This is a genomic window from Micromonospora sp. CA-248260 (genome assembly GCF_050942205.1).
Taxonomy (GTDB): domain Bacteria; phylum Actinomycetota; class Actinomycetes; order Mycobacteriales; family Micromonosporaceae; genus Micromonospora; species Micromonospora antibiotica.
This window is the reverse complement of record NZ_CP192021.1, coordinates 1,064,690-1,087,557: the sequence shown is the minus strand read 5'-3', so window position 1 is coordinate 1,087,557 and position 22,868 is coordinate 1,064,690. Positions and strand designations below refer to the sequence as shown.

Genomic DNA, 22,868 nt, shown 5'->3' with positions numbered 1-22,868 from the left:
TCGCGCTCACCGGACCGACCTTCCGCTCGCGACTGCGGGGCTCCGCTGCGCTGCACTCCTCGCGCTCACCGGACCGACCTTCCGCTCGCGACTGCGGGGCTCCGCTGCGCTGCACTCCTCGCGCTCACCGGACCGACCTTCCGCTCGCGACTGCGGGGCTCCGCTGCGCTGCACTCCTCGCGCTCACAGCACATCCTCCGTGCCGGCGCGGCGCAGGTAGACGAAGACGACCGCGAGGATCGCCGCCATCAGCAGGAACGACAGGGCGGCACCCTGCGGGTAGTCCAACCGGACCAGGAACGCCGAGTCGATGACGTTGCCGATCATGTACTCGTTGGGGGTGCCGAGCAGTTCGGCGTTGATGTAGTCGCCGGTGGCCGGGATGAAGAAGAGCAGGGTGCCGGCGATCAGGCCGGGCATCGACAGCGGCAGGGTGACCGTGCGGAAGGCGTGCAGCGGGCCGGCGTACAGGTCACTGGCCGCCTCCAGCAGCCGGTAGTCGAGCCGCTCCAGGCTCGCATACAACGGCAGGACCAGGAACGGCAGGAAGTTGTACGTCAACCCGAGCACCACCGCGACCGGGGTGGCGAGTAGTCGCCCGTCCGGACCGAGCAGGTGCACGTCGCGCAGCAGCCCGACCAGCACGCCGTTGTCCGACAGGATGGTCTTCCAGGCCAGGGTGCGCACCAGGAAACTGGTGAACATCGGGGCGACCACGCAGACCAGCAGCAGGTTCTTCCACCGGCCGGCCTTCTGCGCGATCGCGTACGCCAGCGGGTAGCCCAGCAGCAGGGCCAGCACCAGCGCCGCCCCGGCATAGCCGAACGACCTGGCGAACTGCGGCCAGTACGCCTGCACCGCCTCCGGATAGTTGCCGAACGCCCAGGTCAGCGCGTACCCGGTGGAGAGCGAACCGGTCGGGTCGTAGAGGCTGGCGGCAGCCAACTGCAGCAGCGGCACGACGAAGAACAGCGTCAGCCAGGCCGCCCCCGGCAGCAGCAGCAGGTACGGCAGCAGCCGGTGCCGGCCGGGCCGGGCCGGTGCCGGTGCCCCGGTCGCCGGCGTCCCGCCGCCCAACTGGGCCAGTGCGGTCACGACGGTGCCCCGACGGGCTCGTCGAGCAGCGGGGTGGTGCGGTCGTCCTGACCGGGCTCGCGGGGCAGCAGGAAGGCGTGCCGGGGGTCCCAGTGCGCCACCACGGTCGTGCCGACCGGGTGCTGCCGGCCGACGCCGCTGTTCGCGGTGAACGCGGACAGTTCACTGCCCCACCCGGTGCGCACCAGGTACTGGGTGCTCACCCCCACGTACGACGCGTCGGTGATCACCCCCTCGACCTGGTGGTGGCCGGTGGGCACCTGGTCGGCGGTCTCGGCCAGGTGCAGCTTCTCGGGACGTACCCCCAGGTAGACCGGGCCCCGGTCGGTGCGGGCGCGGTCGACGGGCACCGAGAAGCGCGCGCCGTGCGCGGTGACGGGCACCTCGGACCCGGCCGGGCCGGCGGCGTCGGCGGCGAGCAGGTTGGACTGGCCGAGGAAGTTCGCCACGAACGCGGTCGCCGGGTACTCGTAGAGTTCGGCCGGTGCGCCGAGCTGCTCGATCCGGCCGGCGTTCATCACCGCGACCGTGTCGGCCATCGTCATGGCCTCCTCCTGGTCGTGGGTGACGTGCACGAAGGTGATGCCGACCTCGGTCTGGATGCGTTTCAGCTCGATCTGCATCTGCCGGCGCAGCTTCAGGTCGAGCGCGCCGAGCGGCTCGTCGAGCAGCAGCACCTGCGGGTGGTTGATCAGGGCGCGGGCCAGTGCGACCCGTTGCTGCTGGCCGCCGGAGAGCTGGGCCGGGCGACGCCGTTCGTAGCCGTCGAGCTGGACCAGGGCCAGCATCCGGCGGACCTGGTCGCCGACCTTGCGGATGCCCCGCCGCCGCAACCCGAAGGCGACGTTCTCGGCGATGTCCAGGTGCGGGAAGAGCGCGTAGCTCTGGAAGACGGTGTTGACCGGCCGCTGGTACGGCCGCAGCCGGGCGATGTCCCGGTCGCCGAGGAGCACCTGCCCGCTGGTGGGCTCCTCCAGCCCGGCGATCATCCGCAGGGTGGTCGTCTTGCCGCAGCCGGACGCCCCGAGCAGGGCGAAGAAGGAGCCCTGCGGGACGGTCAGGCTGAGGTCGTCGACGGCGGTGAAGACGCCGAACCGCTTGCTCAGCTGGGCCAGCCGCAGGTCACCGGCGGGTGCCTCGTTCGCCATCCCGCTCACGCCCCGATGACCTGCTGGAACTTCGACTCGTATTCCTTTTCCTGTTTTTCGTCGAGGGCCATGAAGACCTTCGACTTCGCCAGCAGGGTGTCGTCCGGGAAGATCAGCGGGTTGGCGGCCAACTCCGGGTCGATCTTCTCCATCTCGGCCTGGGCGCCCTTGACCGGGCAGATGTAGTTGACGAACGCGGCGAGCTTCGCGGCGACCGCCGGCTGGTAGTAGTAGTCGATCAGCGCTTCGGCGTTGCCCCGGTGGGTGGCCTTGTTCGGCACCAGCATGTTGTCGCTGAACAGCATCACCCCCGAGTCCGGCGCGACGAACTTGATCTTGGGGTTGTCGCCGGCCAGTTGGATCACGTCCCCGGACCAGCCGACACACGCGGCGATGTCCCCCTTGGCCAGGTCGGGGGCGTAGTCGTTGCCGGTGAAGCGACGGATCTGCTTGGATTCGACGGCCTTGCGCAGCTTGTTGAGCGCGTCGTCGAACTGCGCGGCGGTGAACTTCGACGGGTCGTGCCCGTTGGAGGAGAGCAGCAGACCCATGGTGTCCCGCATCTCCGACAGGGCGGTCACCTTGCCCTTGAGATCGGGCCGGGTGAGCAGCTCGTCGACGGTGCGGATCTCCCCGGTGACGCTGCCGTTGTAGGCCAGCCCGGCGAGGCCGGACTGCCACGGGATCGCGACCCGGTCCTCCGGGTCGAAGGAGCGCCCGCGCAGCGACGGCAGCAGATTGGCCGCCACGTTCGGCACCTTGGCCGGGTCGAGCTTCTGGATCCAGCCGAGCCGGATCATCCGGGCGGCCATCCAGTCGGTCAGGACGATGATGTCCCGCCCGGTGCTCTGACAGCCGGCCAACTGGTTCTGCACCTTGCCGAAGAACTCGTTGTTGTCGTTGATGTCCTCGGTGTAGGTCACCTGGATGCCGCTGGCGGCGACGAACGCGTCGAGGCTGGGCCGCTTCGCGGCGTCCTTGTCGTCCACGTCCATGTACTGCGGCCAGTTGGAGAAGGCGAGGGTCTTCTCCGTGGCCGACAGGTCGTCGCTCTTGCAGCCCGCCTCGGTCTGGGTAGCGGCCTTGGTGCCGCAACCGGCGAGGCTGCCGCCCGCAGCGAGCAGGGCGGCCGATCCGAGGGTGCCGGTGAGCAGTCCACGCCGGGTGAGGGGCCGCAGGGGAATACGCATGTGACGACTCCTAGGGGTCGTCCGACGGCGGCGGGGACGGGGTGCGGCGCCGGCGGGAGGGGTCGGGTGCCTGAGACGACTGATCCTGGCATGAGGTAACCAGCCTCACAAGGGATTCCGTTGCCGCAATAGCCTCTGACGACGAATTACGCCAAACCGCGCGATGGCACTAGGCTCAGCTGGGGGAACGGACATGGGGAGCGGTCGATGACGATCCGACAGCACGAGAACGGCAGCGGGGGGCGACGCGTCACGGTGCGCGAAGGTGCCAGCCACGCGCTGTTGGACGACGTGGCGAAACAGATCATCGAGCAGCTACAGCAGGACGGCCGCCGGCCGTACGCGACCATCGGCAAGGCGGTGGGGCTCTCCGAGGCGGCGGTCCGCCAGCGGGTGCAGCGGCTGCTCGACGCCGGGGTGATGCAGATCGTCGCGGTGACCGACCCGCTCCAGCTCGGCTTCCCCCGGCAGGCCATGATCGGCCTGCGCACCGACGGCGATCTGGAGGCCGTCGCCGACCGGCTGGCCGAGTTCGACGAGATCGACTACGTGGTGATCACCGCTGGCTCGTTTGACCTGCTCGCCGAGGTGGTCTGCCGCAACGACGCCCACCTGCTGGAGATCCTGCAACGGCTGCGGTCGGTGCCCGGGGTGCTCGCCACCGAGGCGTTCGTCTATCTCAAGCTCCGCAAACAGACCTACACCTGGGGTACGGCCTGAGCCCACCCACCGTGGCCTGCTCCCCGGGGCTCAGCGGGAGGCGACGAACGCACGCCAGGCGTCGGGAGTGAAGCTCAACGTGCCGCCCGTCCGGTCCTTGCTGTCCCGCACCAGCACCCGACCCGGCAAGTTGTCGGCCACCTCGACACAGTCACCGCCGTTACTGCTGCTCCGAGTGGCGGTACGCCAGCACGGCTCCATCAGGTCCATCTCTCCACCACTCACTTCTGGGCGGCGACGAAGGCACGCCAGGCGTCTGGGATGAAGCTCAACGTGCCGCCCGTCCGGTCCTTGCTGTCCCGCACCAGCACCCGGCCGGGCAGGTTGTCGGCCACCTCGACACAGTCACCGCCGTTGTTGCTGCTGCGGCTGGCGGTACGCCAGCGGGGCTCGATCACGTCCATCTCTCCACCGCTTCCCGGATCAGCTCGTGCGATCGACGAGCAGGCAGCGCCTCGCCGGCCACGCTCTCCCATCTCCTGCCCAGGCTAGCAACGTCAGCGCTCTCGGTCACCAGCTCACCACGGAGCTGATTGTCCAGATAGGCAACCTCACTGCCGTCGGGCAGCCGAGCCAGCATGAACGGCCCGGCCAGACCGGTGTGCCAGGGTCCACCGAGCGGGATCACCCGCACCTGCACGTATTCCCGCTCGGCGACAGCCACCAGGTGACCAACCTGGTGGGCCATAGTCATGCGATCGCCGACCATCCGGTGGAGCACCACCTCGTCGATGACGAAGACCAACTGGGCTGAAGGGTCGCGGTCGAGCAGAACCTGTCGCTCCAAACGTCCGTTCACCAGTTGCCCGACTTCGTCGGGCGGGAGTAGACCGCCGGTCCCCAGCACCGCTCGGGCGTACTCCTCGGTCTGGAGCAGGCCCGGCACGAGCAATGACTGGTACGACCGGATCGAGGTGGGGTCCTGTTCCAGTTCTGCCCACGGGCGGAACCAGGGCAGGTCGCGGCGACGGTAGGGCTCGGGCCAGAGTTCGGCCGGCTCCCGGCCGAGGACGCCGGCCACCGCCACCCGGGTACGCGGATGGGGCACCCGCCCCGAGCTGAGCCACCGCCCCGCCGTCTTCGGATCCACCCCGACCTGATGCGCCAGTGACTCGACCGTCTCCCCGCGCTCCGCCATCGCCACCCGAAGCACCTCGTTCACCGGCAGCCCCTTCCGCCCGACCGGCACGCTCCGGCGCACCATAACGACAGTGTGTGTCGATGTCCGCAGGTCAACGGCGTGTCGGCGCGAGACCTCTCACAGGGTCCGCAAGATGCCCCGGAAGGTCCGCGAAACGCCCCGGAAGTGCACCTGGAAACACCCAGCCCCGGGCCACTCCGGGCCACTCCGGGCCACTCCGGTCCACTCCGGTCGGCTCCCCCAGGGATCCCCACCCCCGGGCCGAAACAGGGGTGTCCCGCCTCCCGGAGGCCCGGCCCGCTGCCCGTCGACATCCTTGATCCACTCTCGGGAGCCGATATAGCGGTCTCCCCCGTGCCCGGATACCGCAAGCTGGCCGCAATTGGGTCGATCATGCGACTCGCCCCACCGAGGCGGGCCGGCGCGGGGCCGACAGGGCGGGCATCCCGCCGGACCGCCACCGCCCTGGAGCGTACGGATTCCGTTGCCTTACGCCCTCACTCACGCTGAATCCGTCGCCCCTGACGCGAACTAGGCTTGCATTTCGCGGCCGGACTGTGGGATAACCGTGGGCAGAGCGGCCGGTGTCACCCCTGCCCGGCCCAGAGACCCGATGGGGCTGACATGGCCAACGCCACCGACCACCTCTGGATGCACTTCACCCGGATGGCCAGCTACTCGGCCGGCGAGGTGCCCACCATCGTGCGCGGCGAGGGCACGTACGTCTGGGACTCGCAGGGCCGTCGCTACCTGGACGGGCTCGCCGGGTTGTTCGTCGTCAACGCCGGGCACGGGCGTACCGAGCTGGCCGAGGCAGCCGCGAAGCAGGCCGCCGAGCTGGCGTACTTCCCACTGTGGTCGTACGCCCACCCGAAGGCCGTCGAGCTGGCCGAGAAGATCGCGTCGCTGACACCCGGCGACCTCAACCGGGTCTTCTTCACCACCGGCGGCTCGGAGGCCGTCGAGACGGCGTGGAAGCTGGCCCGCGCCTACTTCAAGCGCACCGGCCGGCCCAACAAGCACAAGGTGGTCAGCCGCTACCTCGCCTATCACGGCACCTCGATGGGCGCCCTGTCGATCACCGGCCTGCCCGGCATCAAGAACGACTTCGAGCCGTTGGTGCCCGGCGGGATCAAGGTGCCGAACACCAACTTCTACCGGGCCCCCGAGCACGGCGACTCGCCCGAGGCGTTCGGCCGCTGGGCCGCCGACGAGATCCGCCGGGCCATCGAGCGGGAGGGGCCGGACACGGTCGCGGCGGTGTTCCTGGAGCCGTTGCAGAACTCCGGCGGCTGCTTCCCGCCGCCGCCCGGTTACTTCCAGCGGGTACGCGAGATCTGCGACGCGTACGACGTGCTGCTCGTCTCCGACGAGGTGATCTGCTCGTGGGGTCGGCTCGGCGAGTATTTCGGTGCCGTCCGGTACGGCTACCAACCTGACATCATCACCACCGCCAAGGGCATCACCTCCGGCTACGCCCCGCTCGGCGCGATGATCGCCAGTGACCGGCTGATGGAACCGTTTCTCACCGAGACCGGCATGTTCGCCCACGGGGTGACCTTCGGCGGGCACCCGGTCTCCTGCGCGGTGGCCCTGGCCAACCTTGAGGTGTTCGCCCGGGAGGACCTGATCGGCCACGTCCGGGCCAACGAGGACGCCTTCCGGTCCACCCTGGAGAAGCTCACCGACCTGCCGATCGTCGGTGACGTCCGGGGGGACGGCTACTTCTACGGCATCGAGCTGGTCAAGGACAAGTCGACGAAGGCCACCTTCGACGAGGCCGAGTCGGAGCGGCTGCTGCGCGGTTTCCTGTCGACGGCGCTCTTCTCCGCCGGGCTCTACTGCCGCGCCGACGACCGGGGCGACCCGGTGGTGCAGCTCGCCCCGCCGCTGATCAGCGGGCAGGAGCAGTTCGACGAGATGGAGCAGATCCTGCGCGCCGTACTCACCGAGGCGTGGTCCCGGCTGTAACCGTCTGCGGGCCGACCAGCCGGACAGCGGCTCGACCCGCGGTCCCGCCGGCCGGCCCACACCGGACCGGCCACCCCACACCCGAGGGGCACCTCCGCACCCCGGTCGGCCACCCGTCCCCGCCGGCCGGCACTGACACTTCGCGGCCAGCGAAGTTCCCGCCGCCGGCCCGGCCGGCGCTGACCGCCCGGAGCCCGCATGCGCTACCCGGAGTTGTCCCACTGGTTGTCCACGGTGGACGAACCGTTGACCCCGCTCCCGGCGCTGCCCGGTGACACCGACGCCGACGTGGTGATCGTCGGTGCCGGCTACACCGGGTTGTGGACGGCGTACTACCTGGCGGTGGCCGATCCGACGCTACGGATCGTCGTGCTGGAGGCGGAGATCGCCGGGTACGGCGCGTCCGGGCGCAACGGTGGCTGGTGCTCGGCGCTGTTCCCCACCTCACTGCCGGCGTTGGCCCGTCGGCACGGCCGGCCGCAGGCACTGGCGCTGCAACGGGCCATGCAGGCGACCGTCGCCGAGGTGGGCCGGGTGGTGGCCGCCGAGGGGATCGACTGCGACTGGCACCACGGCGGCACGGTGCTGCTGGCCCGTACCGACGTCCAGCTCGGCCGGGCACGCGCCGCGGTCGCCGAGGCCCGCGACCACGGCCTCGACCCAGCCGACCTGGTCCTGCTCGACGCCGCCGGGGCCGCCGCCCGGTGCGCCGCCGACGGGGTACGCGGCGGCACGTTCACCCCGCACTGCGCCGCCGTGCACCCGGGGAAGCTGGTCCGGGGCCTGGCCCGCGCCGTGCGCCGGCACGGGGTGACGCTGTACGAACGGTCCCCGGTCACCGCGATCCGGCCCGGCGCGGCGGTCACCCCGCACGGCACGGTACGCGCGAACGTGGTGGTCCGGGCCACCGAGGCGTACACCCCGATGCTGCCCGGCCACCGCCGCACGGTCGCCCCGGTCTACTCGCTGATGGTGGTCACCGCGCCGCTGCCCGCGCCGACCTGGGAGCGGATCGGGCTGGCCGACCGGGAGACCTTCGCCGACTACCGGCACCTCATCGTGTACGGCCAGCGCACCGCCGACGGGAGGTTGGCCTTCGGCGGGCGGGGCGCCCCGTACCACTTCGGGTCCCGGGTCTCCCCCGGCTACGACCGGGAGCCCCGGGTCTTCGCCGCGCTACGCCGGACGCTGGGTGAACTCTTCCCGGTGCTCGGCGCGGACGTACCGGTCGCCCACTCCTGGGGCGGCCCGCTGGGGGTGGCCCGGGACTGGTCCGCGTCGGTGGGGCTGGACCGGTCGTCCGGGCTGGGTTGGGCCGGCGGCTACGTTGGCGACGGGGTGGGGACGAGCAACCTGGCCGGCCGTACCCTCGCCGACCTGATCCGGGGTGTGGAGTCGGACCTGACCGCACTCCCGTGGGTCGGCCACCGCTCCCCCCGCTGGGAGCCGGAACCGCTGCGCTGGCTGGCCATCAACGCCGGCCTCCGGGTGATGTCCTCCGCCGACGAGGTCGAACACCGCACCGGCCGTCCCGCCCGCCGCGCCACCCTCTTCTCCCCCCTCCTAGGCCACTAACCTCCTGCTCCCCCACCCACCCCCGCCGACCCGCCGACCCCCCGTCCCGCCGGCCCCGCGACCCGCCGGCCCCGGTGATCAAGAGGTTTGCGTCAGGTTGAAGATCGAACTTGACGCAAACCTCTTGATCACCGGGGAGAGGGCCTGGGGTGGGGTTGACCTGGGGTGGGGAGGGCCGTGGGGGGTGGGGTGGGGTTAGTGGTTGGGGGGGATTACGCGGAGGTGACCCCGGCGGCCGGTGGGCGGGGTCTGGGGGTGGGGGTCGTGGTCGTCCTGGGGTGGGCGGGGGGCCACCGGGCGGGCCGCCTCGCGGACGGCCTCGGCCAGGGCGACCAGGTCGTCGGTGGTGGGCGGCGGCGGCTCGAACTCGCCCTCGTGCCGGACGACGTCCCAGCCCCGGGGGGCGGTCAGGCTCCGGGCGTGCTGCTCACACAGGTCGTACGTGTGCGGCTCGGCGAAGGCCGCCAACGGCCCCACGACAGCGGTCGACTCGTTGTAGACATAGGTCAATGTGGCAACCGCTTGCCGGGGGCAGGCGTTACGGGAGCAGCGCCGTGGTGACCTCACGTGCGGCAGGGTATCCCCATTACCGGGTCCGGCGCACCGGTTCGCTTTCCGACACGCCCGTCACCGTGATCACAATTCGCACCTGACGTCCCGCCGCGCCCGTCGGCGCGCGCTGCCATCGGGCGGGCCGGACCGGGGGCTACCCTTTTGTTCATGACGAGCCCGGAACGCCGCCGCCCCGGCTCCGGCCGGCGCAACCACCGCGACCGGCACGGACGTGGCCTGCGCGGGCGGCTGGTGCCGGCGACCGTCCCGCTGGCCCGGACCAAGGCCGAGATCTTTGACGACCTGGTGCTGGACACCGTGGAGACGTTGGAGCGCCGGTTCGCCAAGGAACTTGCCGGCGTGGAGTTCGCCGTCGAGGACGTCCCGCCGGATCTGAACGTCTATGACTCCGACGTGCTGGAGGACGGCGAGGTGCCGCTGGCCCGGTTGCTGCCCGGCCGACCGGGCCGGCAGGAGGTGCCACCCCGGATCGTGCTCTACCGGCGGCCGTTGGAGTTTCGCGCGATGGACCGTGAGGACCTGGCCGACCTGGTCCACGACGTGATCATCGAGCAGGTGGCGAACCTGCTCGGGGTCGACCCGGACGAGCTGACCTGAGGCTGCGCGCCCGGTGACGACCCGGGTCTTCGGCCGAGGTTGACCAGGACCAGCACTCCGCCGGCCCACCACGCGGGCGGGCACTCATCTACCGGAGGACGGACCCGCCACCCAGGCGGGCATTCACCCGCCCAATGACGAGACGAACCGCGTCGGCGGGCACCCGGTCCCGGGGTCGAGCACCACGCCCCGCTTTTGACGGATCGTCGGCACTGGTCCGGCGAGCCGCCGTCACCGGCCCGACGATCCGCCGGGCCCGCTACCTCCACCGCCGGCACAGCCCGGCCCGGGGACCGACTCGCCCGTCGCCCGGGCCCGGTGGCCGCTCACGTCGTGACCTGGTGCTGTGTCGCCATGGTCGGCCACCGTCGTGGCCGGACCGCCGCCCGACGCCGGCCGCCCCCGCGACCGGCTGTGGGCGTGAGCCGGGCGGCCCCCACCGCCCGACTCGACCTTCCATTCAGGCGGCCCGCCGCTTCAGCTTGCGCCGCTCCCGCTCGGAGAGCCCACCCCAGATCCCGAACCGCTCGTCGTGCCCGAGGGCGTATTCCAGGCATTCCGTCTTGACCTCGCACCGCGAACAGATCCGCTTCGCCTCGCGGGTCGAGCCGCCCTTCTCGGGGAAGAACGCTTCCGGGTCGGTCTGCGAGCACAGTGCCCGCTCCTGCCACTCCGGCGCGTTTCCGAGCAGGTCGGCCACCTCAAGCTGGCCGTCCATCAGATGCCTCCTTGTCGCGCACCGACGTCACCGCCGCTGCAACCCCCCACGCGAAAGGCGTGCTTGTCCGTCCGGTCCTATTTGTGCGTTCCGCGCGAACAACCCCATCGAAATTACACGCGTGTAATGCGTGCGCCGTCAAGCCGAACTTGATAATGGAGTCGTCCTCCCGACACGCCACCGGACGGTCACCCGGACCACCCGGCCCTCGCAACCTGCCCTATCGATTCAGACCCCGGGCGAGTAACGCCCTCTCCGGCGAGTTGCCCCAGATTTCTGCCGTGGCGTCGCCGCCCCGGACGCTCCCGCACAGCGCCGTCGGACGCTCCGGCCGGCCGGTCCTATCAAGATCATGAGCATGGTGGGGGACAGGTTAACGCGGTTGGGCCCGGATCGCTCACCGAGCCGGAAATACCGACAGCGCCCCGTCCACAATGTGGACGGGGCGCTCGGTCGGTACGGTTGTCGTGGTGCTCAGGTCGACCTTGACGGGCTGGTCGGCCAGACGAATTCGGCGATCGAACCCCCGTTGACGGAGATCGTTCCGGCGGGCGTCTCCTCGTCCCACCAGACGGTATAGACACCCGCCGTCAGGTCCGGGTACACCGCGCTGTGGAACACCCCGTCCCGGACGATCCGCTCCCGCACGGCGGAGTGCGTCCGCACCGCACCGGCCTGGTCGACCCGGCTGATCTCGATCTCCCGCCCGTGCTGGTCACGTCCGGTGTAGATGATCAGGGCACCGGTGTCACCACCGACGTCGAGCATCACCGTGCCGCTCTCCGTCGGCCCGTACTGGTGATGATGGTGGTGGTGGTGTCCGCTCACGCCGCTCTCCGTCCGGTCAGGAGTTCGCCGCGGCCGGGTTGTTGAACCCGTCGTACGGCGTGCCGAGGAAGGGGAAGTCCCGCAGGAACGGCGCCGTCACGTCGGCGGCGCTCAGGCCGGGGGTGACCGCACCGGCCGCCGCGTCCGGCTTGAACTTCTTGTCCACCAGCGGCACGGTGACCCCGGCCACCGCCCGCAACGCGATGCTCACCACGTCGTCGACGACCCGGCGACCGTTGGGGAAACCGGCCAGGTCCCCGCCGAGCAGCCCGAACTGGTTCGGCTTGCTGCTCGGCCTGATCGCGGTGTTCAACCGCAGCATGTCGGCCTGCACGTCACCGGTGAGGTTGGTGAAGCCGTCGATCAGCCCCGACGGAATGCCGGTGAGCAGGATCGCCAGCAGGTCGGCCCGGGGCTTCTTGGATTTGTTCAGCGCGTCCAGGTTGGGGAAGACCCCGGGGTAGAGCACCGGCAGCAACGCCGCCAGCTCCGGCTGCTCGACGAACCGGGCGAACCGCTTGTCCTCGGTCGGCGGCAGCGTGTTCCACAGGTCCTTCTTGGACATCGGGACGATGACCTCGTTGAACAACGGGTTGCCCAGCCGGGACACCTGGGTCCACGGGCCGATCGCGGCGTCCGCGGCGACCCGGTCGCCGAGCACCCGCACCTGCTGCCGGGACGCCGTCGTCCACACCCCGATCGTCGAGGCCCGGTCGCCCACGCCGTACCGGTTGGACCTGCGGCGGACCTTGCTCAGCGGCACCTGCACCGCGATGCTGTGCACGTTCATCCGGTCCACCGAGTTGACCGGCTCACCCTCGGTCTTGAACAGCTTCTTGCCGGCCACGTGCAACTGCTGGAACGGCCGCAGCGTACCCAGGTCGAAGATCGCGCCCAGGTCGACGAAGAAGCCGTCCGCGCGCTGCCCGGCGAACACCTTCTCCCCCGTCGACAGCTTGTACGTCGCCTGCCGGACCAGGTCGTTGTACTTGGGGATGGACAGCGGCCCCACGTTGCACGGCGGGCAGGGCAGCTTGTTGGCGAGCACGTGCTCCTTGCCGTCGGTCACCCGGGTCAGCTTGTAGAACTGCCGCCGGTTCCAGTTCTTGCTGTCCAGCGACTCGATCGGCCCGGTGTTGTAGAGAAAACTGTTCTCGTTCGTGATCTCGGTACGGAATTCGAACCGGTAGGTCACGTCGGGATGGCCGTCACCGTCGTTGTCGATATGGATCTCGTACCGCACGTCGTCGCCGAACTCGAAGAAGTTCGGGCCGCCCGAGGGGAGCTGCAACGGCACGTAGTTGGCGATCAACGTCACCGAGTCGGGCCGTTCGGGGCTGACGAAGGCGTAGAGGTCGGAACTGTCGGCGACCGGGTCCTTGCTTATTTCCGGTGCTTCGCGGTGGGACGACATGGCGGACCAACCTTTGCGGGATCATGAGGAGTCAGGGCATGACGAACCGGGCGCGGGAGCCTGCGCCTGGCGGTGATGAGGAAGAGGGCGGGCGGTTCAGGGCCACCCGGGACAGCGGGCGGGTCACCCCCGCCCGGTGACGGCGGGCAGGTCAGACCGCCGTCGGACAGCAGACGGGGGTCAGCCGCGCCCGGCAGCCCGGCGGAGCCGGTCGGCGAGCCCCCGGTCACGTACCTCGATCCGGGACGTACCGACGAAGACGTCCAACGTCCCCGACTTGGCGTCGCGCAGGTGGACCACGATCGGACCCTCCGCGCTGCTCGCCGACGGGGAGTTCTGCGCGGCCGACACGCCGGTCACCGTCAGCGCCGCCGCGCCCAGCGTGGCACTCGCCGCAGCGGTCAGTGTCTGCCGCCGGGTCAGTCGCGGCCAGGAACGCTTCCGCACTTCGCTCGTCATGGGGAACCTTTCCTCCGGCGGCGCGTGAGCGCGCGCGGTGTGGAGCGCGAGGTCGCCGGCGGCGGCCCTCGCCTCAACCGCCGCCGGCGAACACTGGTACGGCCCGCACGCGCGAAAGGTTCGATGTCATCGCAACGGATGACCGTAAGCGGTCGTCCGCTTGCGTGCCGGACGTCCCGCGGCGGCGGCGATCGCCCGCAACTGCTCCTCGGTACGCGCCGAACCGTTGCCCGAGCCGGCCATCCGGGAGATGGTCTCCTCCATCAGGGTGCCGCCCAGGTCGTTGCAGCCGCCCTGCAACATCGCCACGGTGCCCTCGTCGCCGAGCTTCACCCAGGAGCACTGGATGTTGTCGATCCGCCCGTGCAGCAGCAGCCGGGACATCGCGTGCACCACCCGGTTCTCCCGCCAGGTCGGGCCGGGCCGGGCGATGCCGGCCAGGTAGATCGGCGCGTTGGTGTGCACGAACGGCAGCGCCACGAACTCGGTGAACCCACCGGTGCGGTCCTGCACCCCGGCGAGGACCCGGAAGTGCGCCAGCCACTGGCCGGGGTGGTCGACGTGGCCGTACATCATCGTGGAGCTGGAGCGGATGCCCAGCTCGTGCGCGGTCGAGACCACCTCGACCCAGGCGGCGGCCGGCAGTTTGCCCTTGGTGAGCACCCAGCGCACGTCGTCGTCGAGGATCTCGGCGGCGGTGCCCGGGATGGTGTCCAGGCCGGCCTCGCGCAGCATCGACAGCCACTCCCGCACCGGCACGCCGGCCTTGGCGGCGGCGGTGACGATCTCCATCGGGGAGAACGCGTGCACGTGCATGCCGGGCACCCGGGCCTTGATCGCCCGGACGATGTCGGCGTAACCGGTCACCGGCAGCTTCGGGTCGATGCCGCCCTGGAGGCAGACCTCACCGGCGCCGGCCGCCCACGCCTGTTCGGCCCGGTCGGCCACCTGCTCGACCGACAACCGGAACGCGTCGGCGTCCCGTTCCCGCTGGGCGAACGCACAGAACCGGCAGCCCACGTAGCAGACGTTGCTGAAGTTGATGTTGCGGTTGACCACGTAGGTGACGTCGTCGCCGACGGTGTCCCGCCGCACGTCGTCGGCGAGCCGGCACAGCTCGTCCAGGGCGGGGCCGTCCGCGCCGAACAGCGCCAGGGCCGCGTCGGCGTGCCGGGGCTCCAGCAGCGCCGCCGGGTCGTCGGCCGCCAGCCGCAGCCCCGCCCGCAGGTCACCGTCGGCACCCGGCACCGGCCCGCCCGACGCGGCGGGGCTCACCTTGCCGGCGACCTCCGCCCAGTCGCCGTAGACGCTGTCGAAGTCACCCCGCCGGTCGTCGGTGCGGCCGGCGGTGTCGATGGTGGCGTGCAGGTCGGTCCGGCCGCCGCCGAAGACCTCCTCCGGCTCCTGCCACGGGCGGCCCACCGGCCGGGCCGCCTCCACGGCCAGCCCGGTCGCCGGGTCGGCGAGCGCGGTGACGTGCGGTGACAGCCGGGGATCGAGCCACGGGTCGCCGGCCCGGACGTACTCCGGGTAGATCGTCAGCCGCTCGCGCAGGGTGAAGCCGGACTTCTCGGTCTGCCGGGCCAGCTCGTCGAGCTGCGGCCACGGCCGCTCCGGGTTGACGTGGTCCGGGGTGAGCGGGGACACCCCACCCCAGTCGTCGATGCCGGCCCGCAGTAGCAGGTCGTACTCGTCCTCGATCAGGTTGGGCGGGGCCTGGAGCCGGGCCTTCGGGCCGAGCAGCAGCCGGGCCACCGCCACGGTGGCCGCCAGGTCGTGCAGCTCGGCGTCGGGCAGGCCGCCCATCGCGGTGTCCGGCTTGGCGCGGAAATTCTGCACGATCACCTCCTGGAGGTGGCCGTACTCCCGGTGCGCGCGACGGATCGCGAAGAGCGCGTCGACCCGCTCGGCCGGGGTCTCACCGATGCCGATCAGGATGCCGGTGGTGAACGGCACCCCCACCCGGCCGGCGTCGTCGAGCACCCGCAGCCGCACCGCGGGCTCCTTGTCCGGGGAGCCGAAGTGCGGGCCGCCCGGCTCCGACCAGAGCCGGGTGGCGGTGGTCTCCAGCATCATCCCCATGCTCGGCGCGACCGGCTTGAGCCGTTGCAGCTCCGACCAGGAGAGCACCCCCGGGTTGAGGTGCGGCAGCAGACCGGTCTCCTCCAGCACCGCCACCGCGCAGGCCCGCAGGTAGTCCACCGTGGAGTCGTAGCCGCGCTCGTCGAGCCAGGCGCGGGCCGCCGGCCAGCGCTCCTCCGGCCGGTCACCCAGGGTGAACAGGGCCTCTTTGCAACCCAGCGCCGCGCCCTGCCGGGCGATCGCCAGCACCTCGTCGGTCTCCAGGAAGGCCGCCGGCAGCCGGTGCGGCACGGTCGCGAAGGTGCAGTAGTGGCACCGGTCCCGGCACAGCCGGGTCAACGGAATGAAGACCTTCTTCGAGTACGTCACCACGCCCGGCCGGCCGGCGTCGCGCAGCCCGGCATCCCGGACCTCCCCGGCGATCCGGAGCAACTCGTCCAGGTCGGCGTCCCGGGCGCTCAGCAGCGCGGTGGCCTCGTCGACGTCGAGCGCGCGCCCGGTGGCGGCCCGGCGCAGCGCCCGTCGCACGCTCGCCGAGGTCGGGCCGGGATCGGTGCGGTCAACCATCCGCCCAGCCTAGGCGCTGGCCGGGACGATCCGGCAGCCATGCGAGCCGGGTGTGACATCTCCCCGTCGGGTGCTGCCGCACCACCGTCCCGGCCGGATCGGCACCTCGCGTCGCAGCGCGCCGACCGACCCGGGTTGGTGGCACCGCGCCGGCCGGGTCGGGCTCACGCCGTGGCGCGGGCCGACCCGGCCGGGTGCGGCTCAGTGCGGGGTGTTCGGATCGTCCCGCCGGAAGGGCTGGGTGCGGTCCCCGTCCGCGTCGGCCGGGCCGGTGGTCGGCTCCGTGGACTGACGCGGGATCGCCTGGGTCGGGTCGGCCGACGGAGGCTGCCCGAACGGTGGGGCGGACTGCGGAGCCCCGAACGGCGGGGCCGACTGCGGCGGGATTCCGGTCGGTGGCCCGGACTGCGGCGGGGCGGACTGCGGAGCACCGAACGGCGGCGCGGACTGCGGCGGGGCGAACCCGGGCTGGCCGTACTGCCCGGCACCAGGGTGACCCGGGGGCGGGTAGCCCTGGCCCGGGTAGCCACCCTGCTGCTGCGGCCAGCCGGGCTGCGGCTGGCCGTAGACGCCGGGCTGGGGCTTCGGCTTCGCGACGTAATAGAGGGTGCGCCAGATCCGGTAGACCACGAAGGCGGCCATCCCGAACAGCGCCAACCAGGCCGCCCGGGTAAGCATGCCGAGCAGGGCGTCCAGCACCTCGGCCTCGGCCAGCCGGCCGACCAGCCAGATCAGAAAGGTCAACACGCCGAACAGGGCGCCGAAGGCGTACTCGGCGAGGGCGACCTGGGTGAACTGCCGGGCCCGGCCGGACACCGGCGCGAGGTGGGTGACCAGCAGCACGGCCAACAACGGCAGCACCGTGGCCTCGACACCGACGAAGGCGAAGAACTCGCTCCCCGCCCGCCCCGAGAAGGTGCTGTAGTCCGACATCGGCACGAGCAGCCGGACGAACCCGACGAAGAGCAGCACGGCGTTCGCGCCGAGCAGGACGAGCGCGGCGAGTTCGCGCAGGGGTGCGGTGATCTGGCGGGCCTGCGACGCGTCGTGCGACGCGGGCTCGGCGGGGCTGGTCACGAACTCTCCCTCGGGGCGAAACGGACAGATGCCGACGTGAGCCTAGTCTCCCGGGCCGCCCGGCGGCGGCTCGCGTCCCGTACGGGAGGATGGACGACATGCGCATCGTGGTTCTGACCGGCGGGATCGGGGGTGCCCGATTCCTGCTCGGCGTCCGGGCGTACGCCCGCGAGGTGGGCGCCGAGGTGACCGCCGTGGTCAACGTCGGCGACGACCTCTACCTGCACGGCCTCAAGGTCTGCCCCGACCTGGACAGTGTCCTGTACACCCTCGGCGGGGGTGCCGACCCGGAACGCGGGTGGGGGCGGGTCGGCGAGAGCTGGACCATCAAGCAGGAGCTGGCGGCGTACGGTGCCGAGCCGGGCTGGTTCTCCCTCGGCGACAAGGACGTCGCCACCCACCTGGTGCGCACCACCATGATCAATGCCGGGTATCCGCTGTCGCAGGTCACCGAGGCGCTGGCCGCCCGCTGGCAGCCCGGCGTACGGCTGCTGCCGGCCACCGACGACCGGCTGGAGACGCACGCGGTGGTCGACCTGGACGGCGAGCGGCGGGCCATCCATTTCCAGGAGTGGTGGGTCCGGTACCGGGCGGGCGTGCCCACCGACCGGTTCGTCTTCGTCGGCGCGGACACCGCCAAGCCGGCCCCCGGGGTGGCCGAGGCGCTGGCCGCCGCCGACGTGGTGCTGGTCGCGCCGAGCAACCCGGTGGTGAGCATCGCCCCGGTGCTGGCGGTGCCCGGCCTGCGCGACGCGGTCGCCACCGGTCCGGCCCGGGTCGTCGGGGTGTCGCCGATCATCGGCGGCGCACCGGTGCGCGGGATGGCCGACCGGTGCCTGGAGGTCCTCGACGTCGAGTGCAGCGCCGCCGGGGTGGGTCGGCTCTACGGCGGTCGCAGCGAGGGTGGCCTGCTCGACGGTTGGCTGGTCGCGCCGGAGGACGACGGGGTGGCGGTGCCCGGGGTGACCGTCCGCGCGGTCCCGCTGCGGATGACCGACGAGGCGGCGACCACGGCGATGGTCCGGGCCGCGATGGAGCTGGTGTGAGACTGGAGATCCTGCCGGTGCCGGGCATCGGCGACGTGACCGAGGGCGACGACCTGGCGGTGCTGATCGGCACGGCCGCGCCGTGGTTGCGCGACGGCGACGTGCTGGTGGTCACCAGCAAGATCGTGTCGAAGGCGGAGGGCCGGCTGGTGGACGTGCCGGCCGACGGCCCGGAACGGCTCGCCGCCCGGGACGAGGTGCTGGCCGCCGAGACCGCCCGGGTGGTGGCCAGCCGGGGGGCGACCCGGATCGTGCAGACCCACCACGGCTTCGTGATGGCCTCTGCCGGGATCGACGCGTCGAACGTCGACAAGACCCGGCTGGTGCTGCTGCCGGTGGACCCGGACGCGTCGGCGCGGGCGCTGCGCGCCGCCCTGCGGGACCGCTACCGGATCGACGTCGCCGTGATCATCAGCGACACGATGGGCCGGCCGTGGCGCAACGGGCTGACCGACGTGGCGCTCGGCGTCGCCGGGATGCCCGCCATCCGGGACCACCGGGGCGAGGTCGACCCCTACGGCAACGAGCTGCAACTGACCCAGATGGCGGTGGTCGACGAGCTGGCCGGCGCAGGTGAGCTGATCAAGGGCAAGTGCGACCAGGTCCCGGTGGCGGTGGTCCGGGGCTACCTGCCGTCGTCGTCGCCCCCGGCCGACGGTGGCCGGGCGCACCCGCCGGCCGGGGGCGACGGCCGGGACGACCGGCCGGCGGTCCGGCTGGTCGACGACGGGGCCGGAGCCGCCGCCCTGGTGCGGGAGAGCGCGTTGGACCTGTTCTCACTGGGCACCGCCGAGGCGATGGCGGCCGGGATGCGCGCCGCCGCGACGCTTGCCGACGGCCGTGGTGAGGCACCGGTGGACCCGGCGGCCGTCGACCGGGCGATCGCCGCGGTGGCCGAGGTGGTCGCCCCCGGCACCACGTTCACCCAGGTCACCGACGACGAGGTACGCGCCGGTCTCGCCGCGACCGTCGACGGCTGGCCGATCGGGGCGAGCGGTCTGCTGCTCGGCGCGGCACCCACTCCCGTCGACCAGCCCGACCTGGTGCGTTTCGGCGTCGACCTGCACCGGCTGCGGATCGCGCTGGCCGCCGAGGGGATCCCGTCCACCCTGCTGCCGCCACCGACGGGCAGCATCGCCAGCGCCTGCCTGGCCCTCTGACCGGCCAGCACCCTCCCCGGGCGGGCTGACCGAGCCGGTCATGATCACCACAGGGTCGCCGAGGTGGCGGCTTCCGCGAGGCTGGACACCGCCGGGTCAGCCGCACCTGCCCGCTCGCCGCGTCACGCGTCACGCGTCACGCGTCAGGCGTCACGCGTCACGCGTCAGGCGTCAGGCGTCAGGCGTCAGGCGTCAGGCGTCAGGCGTCAGGCGTCAGGCGTCGAGCATGGCCCGGCCGAGCGGGGTCAGGGTGTGCAGCACCGTGTTGCGGTCGCGGCGGCTGACCAGCAGCCCGGCGTTGCGCAACACGGTGGTGTGCTGGCTGACGGCGGCGGCCGAGATGTGCAGCCGCCGGGCCACCTCGCCGGTCGTCGCACCGTCGTCGCTGACTTCCAGGACCGCCGCCCGGGTACGGCCCAGCAGCGCCGCCAGCGCCTCCCTACCGCCGTCGCCGGCAGGTCGGCCACCCTCGCCCGGGGGCGGGTCCAACCCGCCGAGCCGGTCGGCCGGATAGACCAGCACCGGCGGCAGCATCGGGTCGAGCAGGGCGACCGGGGTACGCGCACAGAAGAACGAGGGCACCAGCAGCAGCCCCCGACCGTCCAGGTGCAACTCCCGGCGGTTCGGATAGTCGAGGACCTGGAGGACCCCGGATTCCCAGCGCATCCCCGGCCGCAGGCTCGCCAGTAGTCCCTCCGCCCCACCGTCGAGCAGGGCGCGGGCGCGTACCGCCCGGTCGGCCTCCACGGCGGCCCTGATCCGCCCCCAGTACGGGTCGATCGCCACCGACCGGTACTGCGCCATCGACTCCGTCAGGTGGCGGAGGACCTCCGGCTCACCCCGGGCCAGCGCGGCAGCCGACGGCGGCAACGGGTTCGTCCCCGCCAGCAGGGCCAGGTCCCGGCGCAGCAGCCCGGTCGGGGTGGACCGGACGGCGTCCAGCCCCGCCTCGAAACCGTCGAGGCTCTGGTACGGGGTGAGGAAGTCGGGGAAGTAGCCGCGGGGCGGGTTCAGCGCGAACAGCAGCCGGAACTGGTCGGCGGCGGTCTCCCGACGCAGCCCGGTGGCCACGCCCCGCCGCCAGCCCGCCATCAACGGGTCGCGGGTCCGCCCCTGGAGCAGGTGCAGGCTGAGGACCGACTCCCAGACCGGATCGGCGGCAGGGGCGACCCGGGTCCGGAGGATGTCCTCCTGGGAGAAATGAATGGTCAGCATCGAGCGCTCCTGGGGCGGGGCAGGGGGAGCCCGCCGACCCACTGAACTGTACCGGGCGGCACTTATCTCCACTTTTAAGCGTGGGCTGAAAGACCTCGACGCCCGTACCGTCGGTTGACATGCTCCTACTGCCTGGTACGACGCGTGGGGGTCTCCCCACCGTCCACCTGGTGGCCTGTGGCCCAGGGAGACGTGGGTCCGGGAGGCACCACGAGGGTCTGCGGCCCTGGTTCCGTGGAGGTGTCGCCCGGGCCCACCACCCGAGCGGTGGTCGGCTCAGCCGATCCAGAGCGCCACCCGATGATCCTCGTCGGTGACGTAGAAGCTGCGTCCGTCCACCTCGGCCACCCCCTCGACATTGTGGAACGGCGCCAACTCGGCCGCCACCTCACCCGCGATCCGGTCGTCGTCGGTCGGCTCCCAGCGGAACCGGACGTGCCGTGAGGTGACATCGCCACCGGTCGGATGGTCGTCCAGCAGCACCGAGCCCTTGCCGAGCGCGTCGATCGACCCGACCACCGCCGCGTACCCGCCGTCGGGCGTCGGGGTGATCGCGCGGAAACCCACCAGTGCACCGGGCGGCGTCACACCGGTCACCACATACGCCCGACCGGCGCGCGGCCAGCCGCCACCGGGGGTGAACATCTCCGGGATGCCGGCCAGCTCGACCAGGACCGGTTCCCCGTCCACGGTCACCGGGAATCGGAGCCCCAGCAGCACCGTCCCGTGCGGGGTGAACGTCGCCGCCTCCACGTTCAGCGGCAGGTCACCGTCGGCCAGCCGGCGTACCCAGGACTTGGCCCGCGCCGTACCCCGGGACACCGTCTCGCCGATGAACCGCTGGCGGACCCGCTCACCCGGCGGCAACGGGGTGAACGCCGCCTTGACCAGGGCGTCGTTGACCGCCCGGTGCACCCGGAACCGGTTGCGGACCACCTGCACCGGCAGCGTCCCGGTGGCGGCGTCGTCCTCCCGGAACCGGGCCACGAACGCACGGCGGGGCCGCAGCGGGCCGGCCTTCGAACCGAAGTGCGACCCGAAGACGTACACCCAGCCGTCGTGCGCGGCGAGCGCCTCACCGTCCTCGGTACGGCCGTTCTCGGTCCCCGCGTCGGCCGTCACGTGATGGGCGACCCACTCGCCGTCGGTGCGCTCCAGCAGCAGGGCGAGGCAGTGTTCCACCGGCCCCTCGTCGAGCACGGTCCAGAAACCACGGACAGCGTCGTACGCCCGCAGCAGCGACCGGGACCGGACCGGCAACAGGTCGCTGGCCTCGTTGCCGGCCACCACGAACTCCAGAAGTCTCAGGCTCACCGCGCCAGGGTACGGAGCGCACGCTCGTAGAGTGTCGGGATGCCCGACGCCTTCCCCGCCACCCCGGTCCCCTCCCCGGCCGGCACCACCGAGCCAGCCGCCCCCACCGAGCCGGGCGGGACTGCCGACCCGGGCAGGACTGCCGACCCGGGCAGGACTGCCGACCCGGGCAGGACTGCCGGGTCCACCTGCGCCAGCCGGGCGGACACCGCCACCCTGCCGGGCGGGACCAGCGGAGCCCGCCCCGGAGTGCCCGGCGACGGAAACGTGGCGCTGCACGCGGACGCGGTGGCGGTGCTGGCCGGTTGGACGCCGGCCGGGCCGGACGCCGCCGAGGCGCGGGACCGCACCCTCGCGCTCCTCGCCGCCGGCCCGGTCGCCCTGACCCGCCACCACCTGCCGGGGCACCTCACCGCGAGCGCGCTGATCCTCGACGCCGCCGGAGCCCGGGTGCTGCTCTGCCTGCACGGCAAGCTGCACCGCTGGGTGCAGTTGGGCGGGCACTGCGAACCGGGCGACGAGACACTGGCCGGGGCGGCGTTGCGCGAGGCCACCGAGGAGTCCGGCATCCCCGGGCTGGTCATCGATCCCGTACCGATCGACGTGGACATCCATCCGGTGGCCTGCCAGGGTGGTTCGCTGCACCACGACGTGCGGTTCGCGGTCTTCGCCCCGCCGGACGCGGTCGAGCAGGTCAGCGACGAATCCGAGGCGCTCGGCTGGTTCCCGACCGACCGGCTGCCGGAGCCGCTGGCCGGCGGGACCGCCAAACTCGTCGCGCCGGCCCTGGCCGTCCACGCCCACCGGGCCCGCTGACCGCCCGCTCCGACCCGCGCCCGGGGGCCGACCCGCCAGACGGCCGACCCCGGGAGACAGCCGACCCGCCAGACGGCCGACCCGGGAGACGGCCGACCCGGGAGACGGCCGACCCGGGAGACGGCCGACCCGGGAGACGGCCGACCCCGGGAGACGGCCGAC

General features: G+C 72.1%; 22 protein-coding genes. 7 read left to right on the top strand and 15 right to left on the bottom strand.

All coding sequences use genetic code 11. The annotated features are described in order from the left end of the window. Nucleotides 1-183: 183 nt before the first annotated feature. Genes ACQP2H_RS05100 through ACQP2H_RS05090 form a run of 3 tightly spaced genes read right to left on the bottom strand, consistent with a single transcriptional unit; the run spans nt 184 to nt 3,433 of the window. Nucleotides 184-1,086 (bottom strand): ABC transporter permease, encoded by a 903-nt coding sequence (locus ACQP2H_RS05100; protein WP_357536362.1) that lies wholly within the window; start codon nt 1,084-1,086, stop codon nt 184-186. A 5-nt stretch (nt 1,087-1,091) separates the two neighbouring features. Continuing rightward, a complete protein-coding gene (locus ACQP2H_RS05095) occupies nt 1,092-2,243 on the bottom strand; it encodes an ABC transporter ATP-binding protein (protein WP_357536360.1) in 1,152 nt (383 codons plus the stop codon). Between the two features lie 5 nt (nt 2,244-2,248). Further along, nucleotides 2,249-3,433, bottom strand: a complete 1,185-nt coding sequence (locus ACQP2H_RS05090; RefSeq protein WP_433231333.1) for an extracellular solute-binding protein — start codon at nt 3,431-3,433, stop codon at nt 2,249-2,251. 207 nt (nt 3,434-3,640) lie between these two features. On the opposite strand from ACQP2H_RS05090, the gene ACQP2H_RS05085 reads away from it, so the two are divergent. Then, the gene (locus ACQP2H_RS05085; protein ID WP_219467362.1) at nt 3,641-4,153 is read left to right on the top strand and encodes an Lrp/AsnC family transcriptional regulator; all 513 of its coding nucleotides are present in this window, start codon (nt 3,641-3,643) and stop codon (nt 4,151-4,153) included. A gap of 30 nt (nt 4,154-4,183) precedes the next feature. Here ACQP2H_RS05085 and ACQP2H_RS05080 read toward each other — a convergent pair whose 3' ends face one another. The 3 genes from ACQP2H_RS05080 to ACQP2H_RS05070 are packed head-to-tail and all read right to left on the bottom strand — an operon-like array spanning nt 4,184 to nt 5,291. Next, nucleotides 4,184-4,363, bottom strand: coding sequence for a DUF397 domain-containing protein (locus ACQP2H_RS05080; protein ID WP_219467360.1), 180 nt, complete (start codon nt 4,361-4,363; stop codon nt 4,184-4,186). An 11-nt stretch (nt 4,364-4,374) separates the two neighbouring features. Continuing rightward, a complete protein-coding gene (locus ACQP2H_RS05075) occupies nt 4,375-4,557 on the bottom strand; it encodes a DUF397 domain-containing protein (protein ID WP_219467357.1) in 183 nt (60 codons plus the stop codon). Continuing rightward, the gene (locus ACQP2H_RS05070) at nt 4,548-5,291 is read right to left on the bottom strand and encodes a Scr1 family TA system antitoxin-like transcriptional regulator (RefSeq protein WP_219470690.1); all 744 of its coding nucleotides are present in this window, start codon (nt 5,289-5,291) and stop codon (nt 4,548-4,550) included. The genes ACQP2H_RS05075 and ACQP2H_RS05070 overlap by 10 nt, the downstream gene beginning before the upstream one ends. A gap of 627 nt (nt 5,292-5,918) precedes the next feature. Here ACQP2H_RS05070 and ACQP2H_RS05065 point away from each other — a divergent pair. Beyond that, on the top strand, nt 5,919-7,265 hold the full coding sequence (locus ACQP2H_RS05065) for an aspartate aminotransferase family protein (protein ID WP_433231328.1): 1,347 nt from the start codon (nt 5,919-5,921) through the stop codon (nt 7,263-7,265). Between the two features lie 198 nt (nt 7,266-7,463). Further along, nucleotides 7,464-8,840 (top strand): NAD(P)/FAD-dependent oxidoreductase, encoded by a 1,377-nt coding sequence (locus ACQP2H_RS05060; protein ID WP_357536309.1) that lies wholly within the window; start codon nt 7,464-7,466, stop codon nt 8,838-8,840. A 195-nt stretch (nt 8,841-9,035) separates the two neighbouring features. On the opposite strand, the gene ACQP2H_RS05055 is transcribed toward ACQP2H_RS05060, so the two are convergent. After that, nucleotides 9,036-9,407, bottom strand: coding sequence for a DUF3499 domain-containing protein (locus ACQP2H_RS05055; RefSeq protein WP_208570299.1), 372 nt, complete (start codon nt 9,405-9,407; stop codon nt 9,036-9,038). Nucleotides 9,408-9,560: 153 nt separating this feature from the next. Here ACQP2H_RS05055 and ACQP2H_RS05050 point away from each other — a divergent pair, with 153 nt between their 5' ends. Next, a complete protein-coding gene (locus ACQP2H_RS05050) occupies nt 9,561-10,010 on the top strand; it encodes a metallopeptidase family protein (RefSeq protein WP_208570298.1) in 450 nt (149 codons plus the stop codon). Nucleotides 10,011-10,470: 460 nt separating this feature from the next. On the opposite strand, the gene ACQP2H_RS05045 is transcribed toward ACQP2H_RS05050, so the two are convergent. From ACQP2H_RS05045 to ACQP2H_RS05020, 6 genes are all read right to left on the bottom strand, one after another. Continuing rightward, nucleotides 10,471-10,728, bottom strand: a complete 258-nt coding sequence (locus ACQP2H_RS05045) for a WhiB family transcriptional regulator (protein ID WP_007455784.1) — start codon at nt 10,726-10,728, stop codon at nt 10,471-10,473. Nucleotides 10,729-11,202: 474 nt separating this feature from the next. After that, nucleotides 11,203-11,496 carry a phospholipase gene (locus ACQP2H_RS05040; protein ID WP_219470688.1) on the bottom strand — a complete coding sequence of 98 codons (294 nt, stop codon included), beginning with the start codon at nt 11,494-11,496 and terminating at the stop codon, nt 11,203-11,205. Between the two features lie 76 nt (nt 11,497-11,572). Further along, a complete protein-coding gene (locus tag ACQP2H_RS05035; protein WP_208570297.1) occupies nt 11,573-12,970 on the bottom strand; it encodes a DUF4331 domain-containing protein in 1,398 nt (465 codons plus the stop codon). Between the two features lie 180 nt (nt 12,971-13,150). After that, complete coding sequence (locus ACQP2H_RS05030; RefSeq protein ID WP_208570296.1) at nt 13,151-13,429, bottom strand: hypothetical protein; 279 nt, start codon at nt 13,427-13,429, stop codon at nt 13,151-13,153. A gap of 126 nt (nt 13,430-13,555) precedes the next feature. Further along, a complete protein-coding gene (locus tag ACQP2H_RS05025) occupies nt 13,556-16,078 on the bottom strand; it encodes a bifunctional FO biosynthesis protein CofGH (RefSeq protein ID WP_357536307.1) in 2,523 nt (840 codons plus the stop codon). A gap of 201 nt (nt 16,079-16,279) precedes the next feature. Beyond that, nucleotides 16,280-17,155 (bottom strand): hypothetical protein, encoded by an 876-nt coding sequence (locus ACQP2H_RS05020; RefSeq protein ID WP_433231321.1) that lies wholly within the window; start codon nt 17,153-17,155, stop codon nt 16,280-16,282. 98 nt (nt 17,156-17,253) lie between these two features. On the opposite strand from ACQP2H_RS05020, the gene cofD reads away from it, so the two are divergent. Together cofD and ACQP2H_RS05010 are read left to right on the top strand one after the other, a co-directional pair. Continuing rightward, on the top strand, nt 17,254-18,201 hold the full coding sequence (gene cofD, locus ACQP2H_RS05015; RefSeq protein WP_219467346.1) for a 2-phospho-L-lactate transferase: 948 nt from the start codon (nt 17,254-17,256) through the stop codon (nt 18,199-18,201). Continuing rightward, a complete protein-coding gene (locus ACQP2H_RS05010; protein ID WP_433231317.1) occupies nt 18,198-19,361 on the top strand; it encodes a coenzyme F420-0:L-glutamate ligase in 1,164 nt (387 codons plus the stop codon). Before cofD ends, ACQP2H_RS05010 begins: the two co-directional genes overlap by 4 nt. A 213-nt stretch (nt 19,362-19,574) precedes the next feature. Here ACQP2H_RS05010 and ACQP2H_RS05005 read toward each other — a convergent pair whose 3' ends face one another. Together ACQP2H_RS05005 and ACQP2H_RS05000 are read right to left on the bottom strand one after the other, a co-directional pair. Next, a complete protein-coding gene (locus ACQP2H_RS05005) occupies nt 19,575-20,576 on the bottom strand; it encodes an ArsR/SmtB family transcription factor (protein ID WP_219467342.1) in 1,002 nt (333 codons plus the stop codon). A gap of 276 nt (nt 20,577-20,852) precedes the next feature. Further along, on the bottom strand, nt 20,853-21,890 hold the full coding sequence (locus ACQP2H_RS05000; protein ID WP_357536301.1) for a hypothetical protein: 1,038 nt from the start codon (nt 21,888-21,890) through the stop codon (nt 20,853-20,855). Nucleotides 21,891-22,139: 249 nt separating this feature from the next. On the opposite strand from ACQP2H_RS05000, the gene ACQP2H_RS04995 reads away from it, so the two are divergent. Continuing rightward, nucleotides 22,140-22,706, top strand: a complete 567-nt coding sequence (locus tag ACQP2H_RS04995) for an NUDIX hydrolase (protein WP_308291129.1) — start codon at nt 22,140-22,142, stop codon at nt 22,704-22,706. Nucleotides 22,707-22,868: the final 162 nt, after the last annotated feature.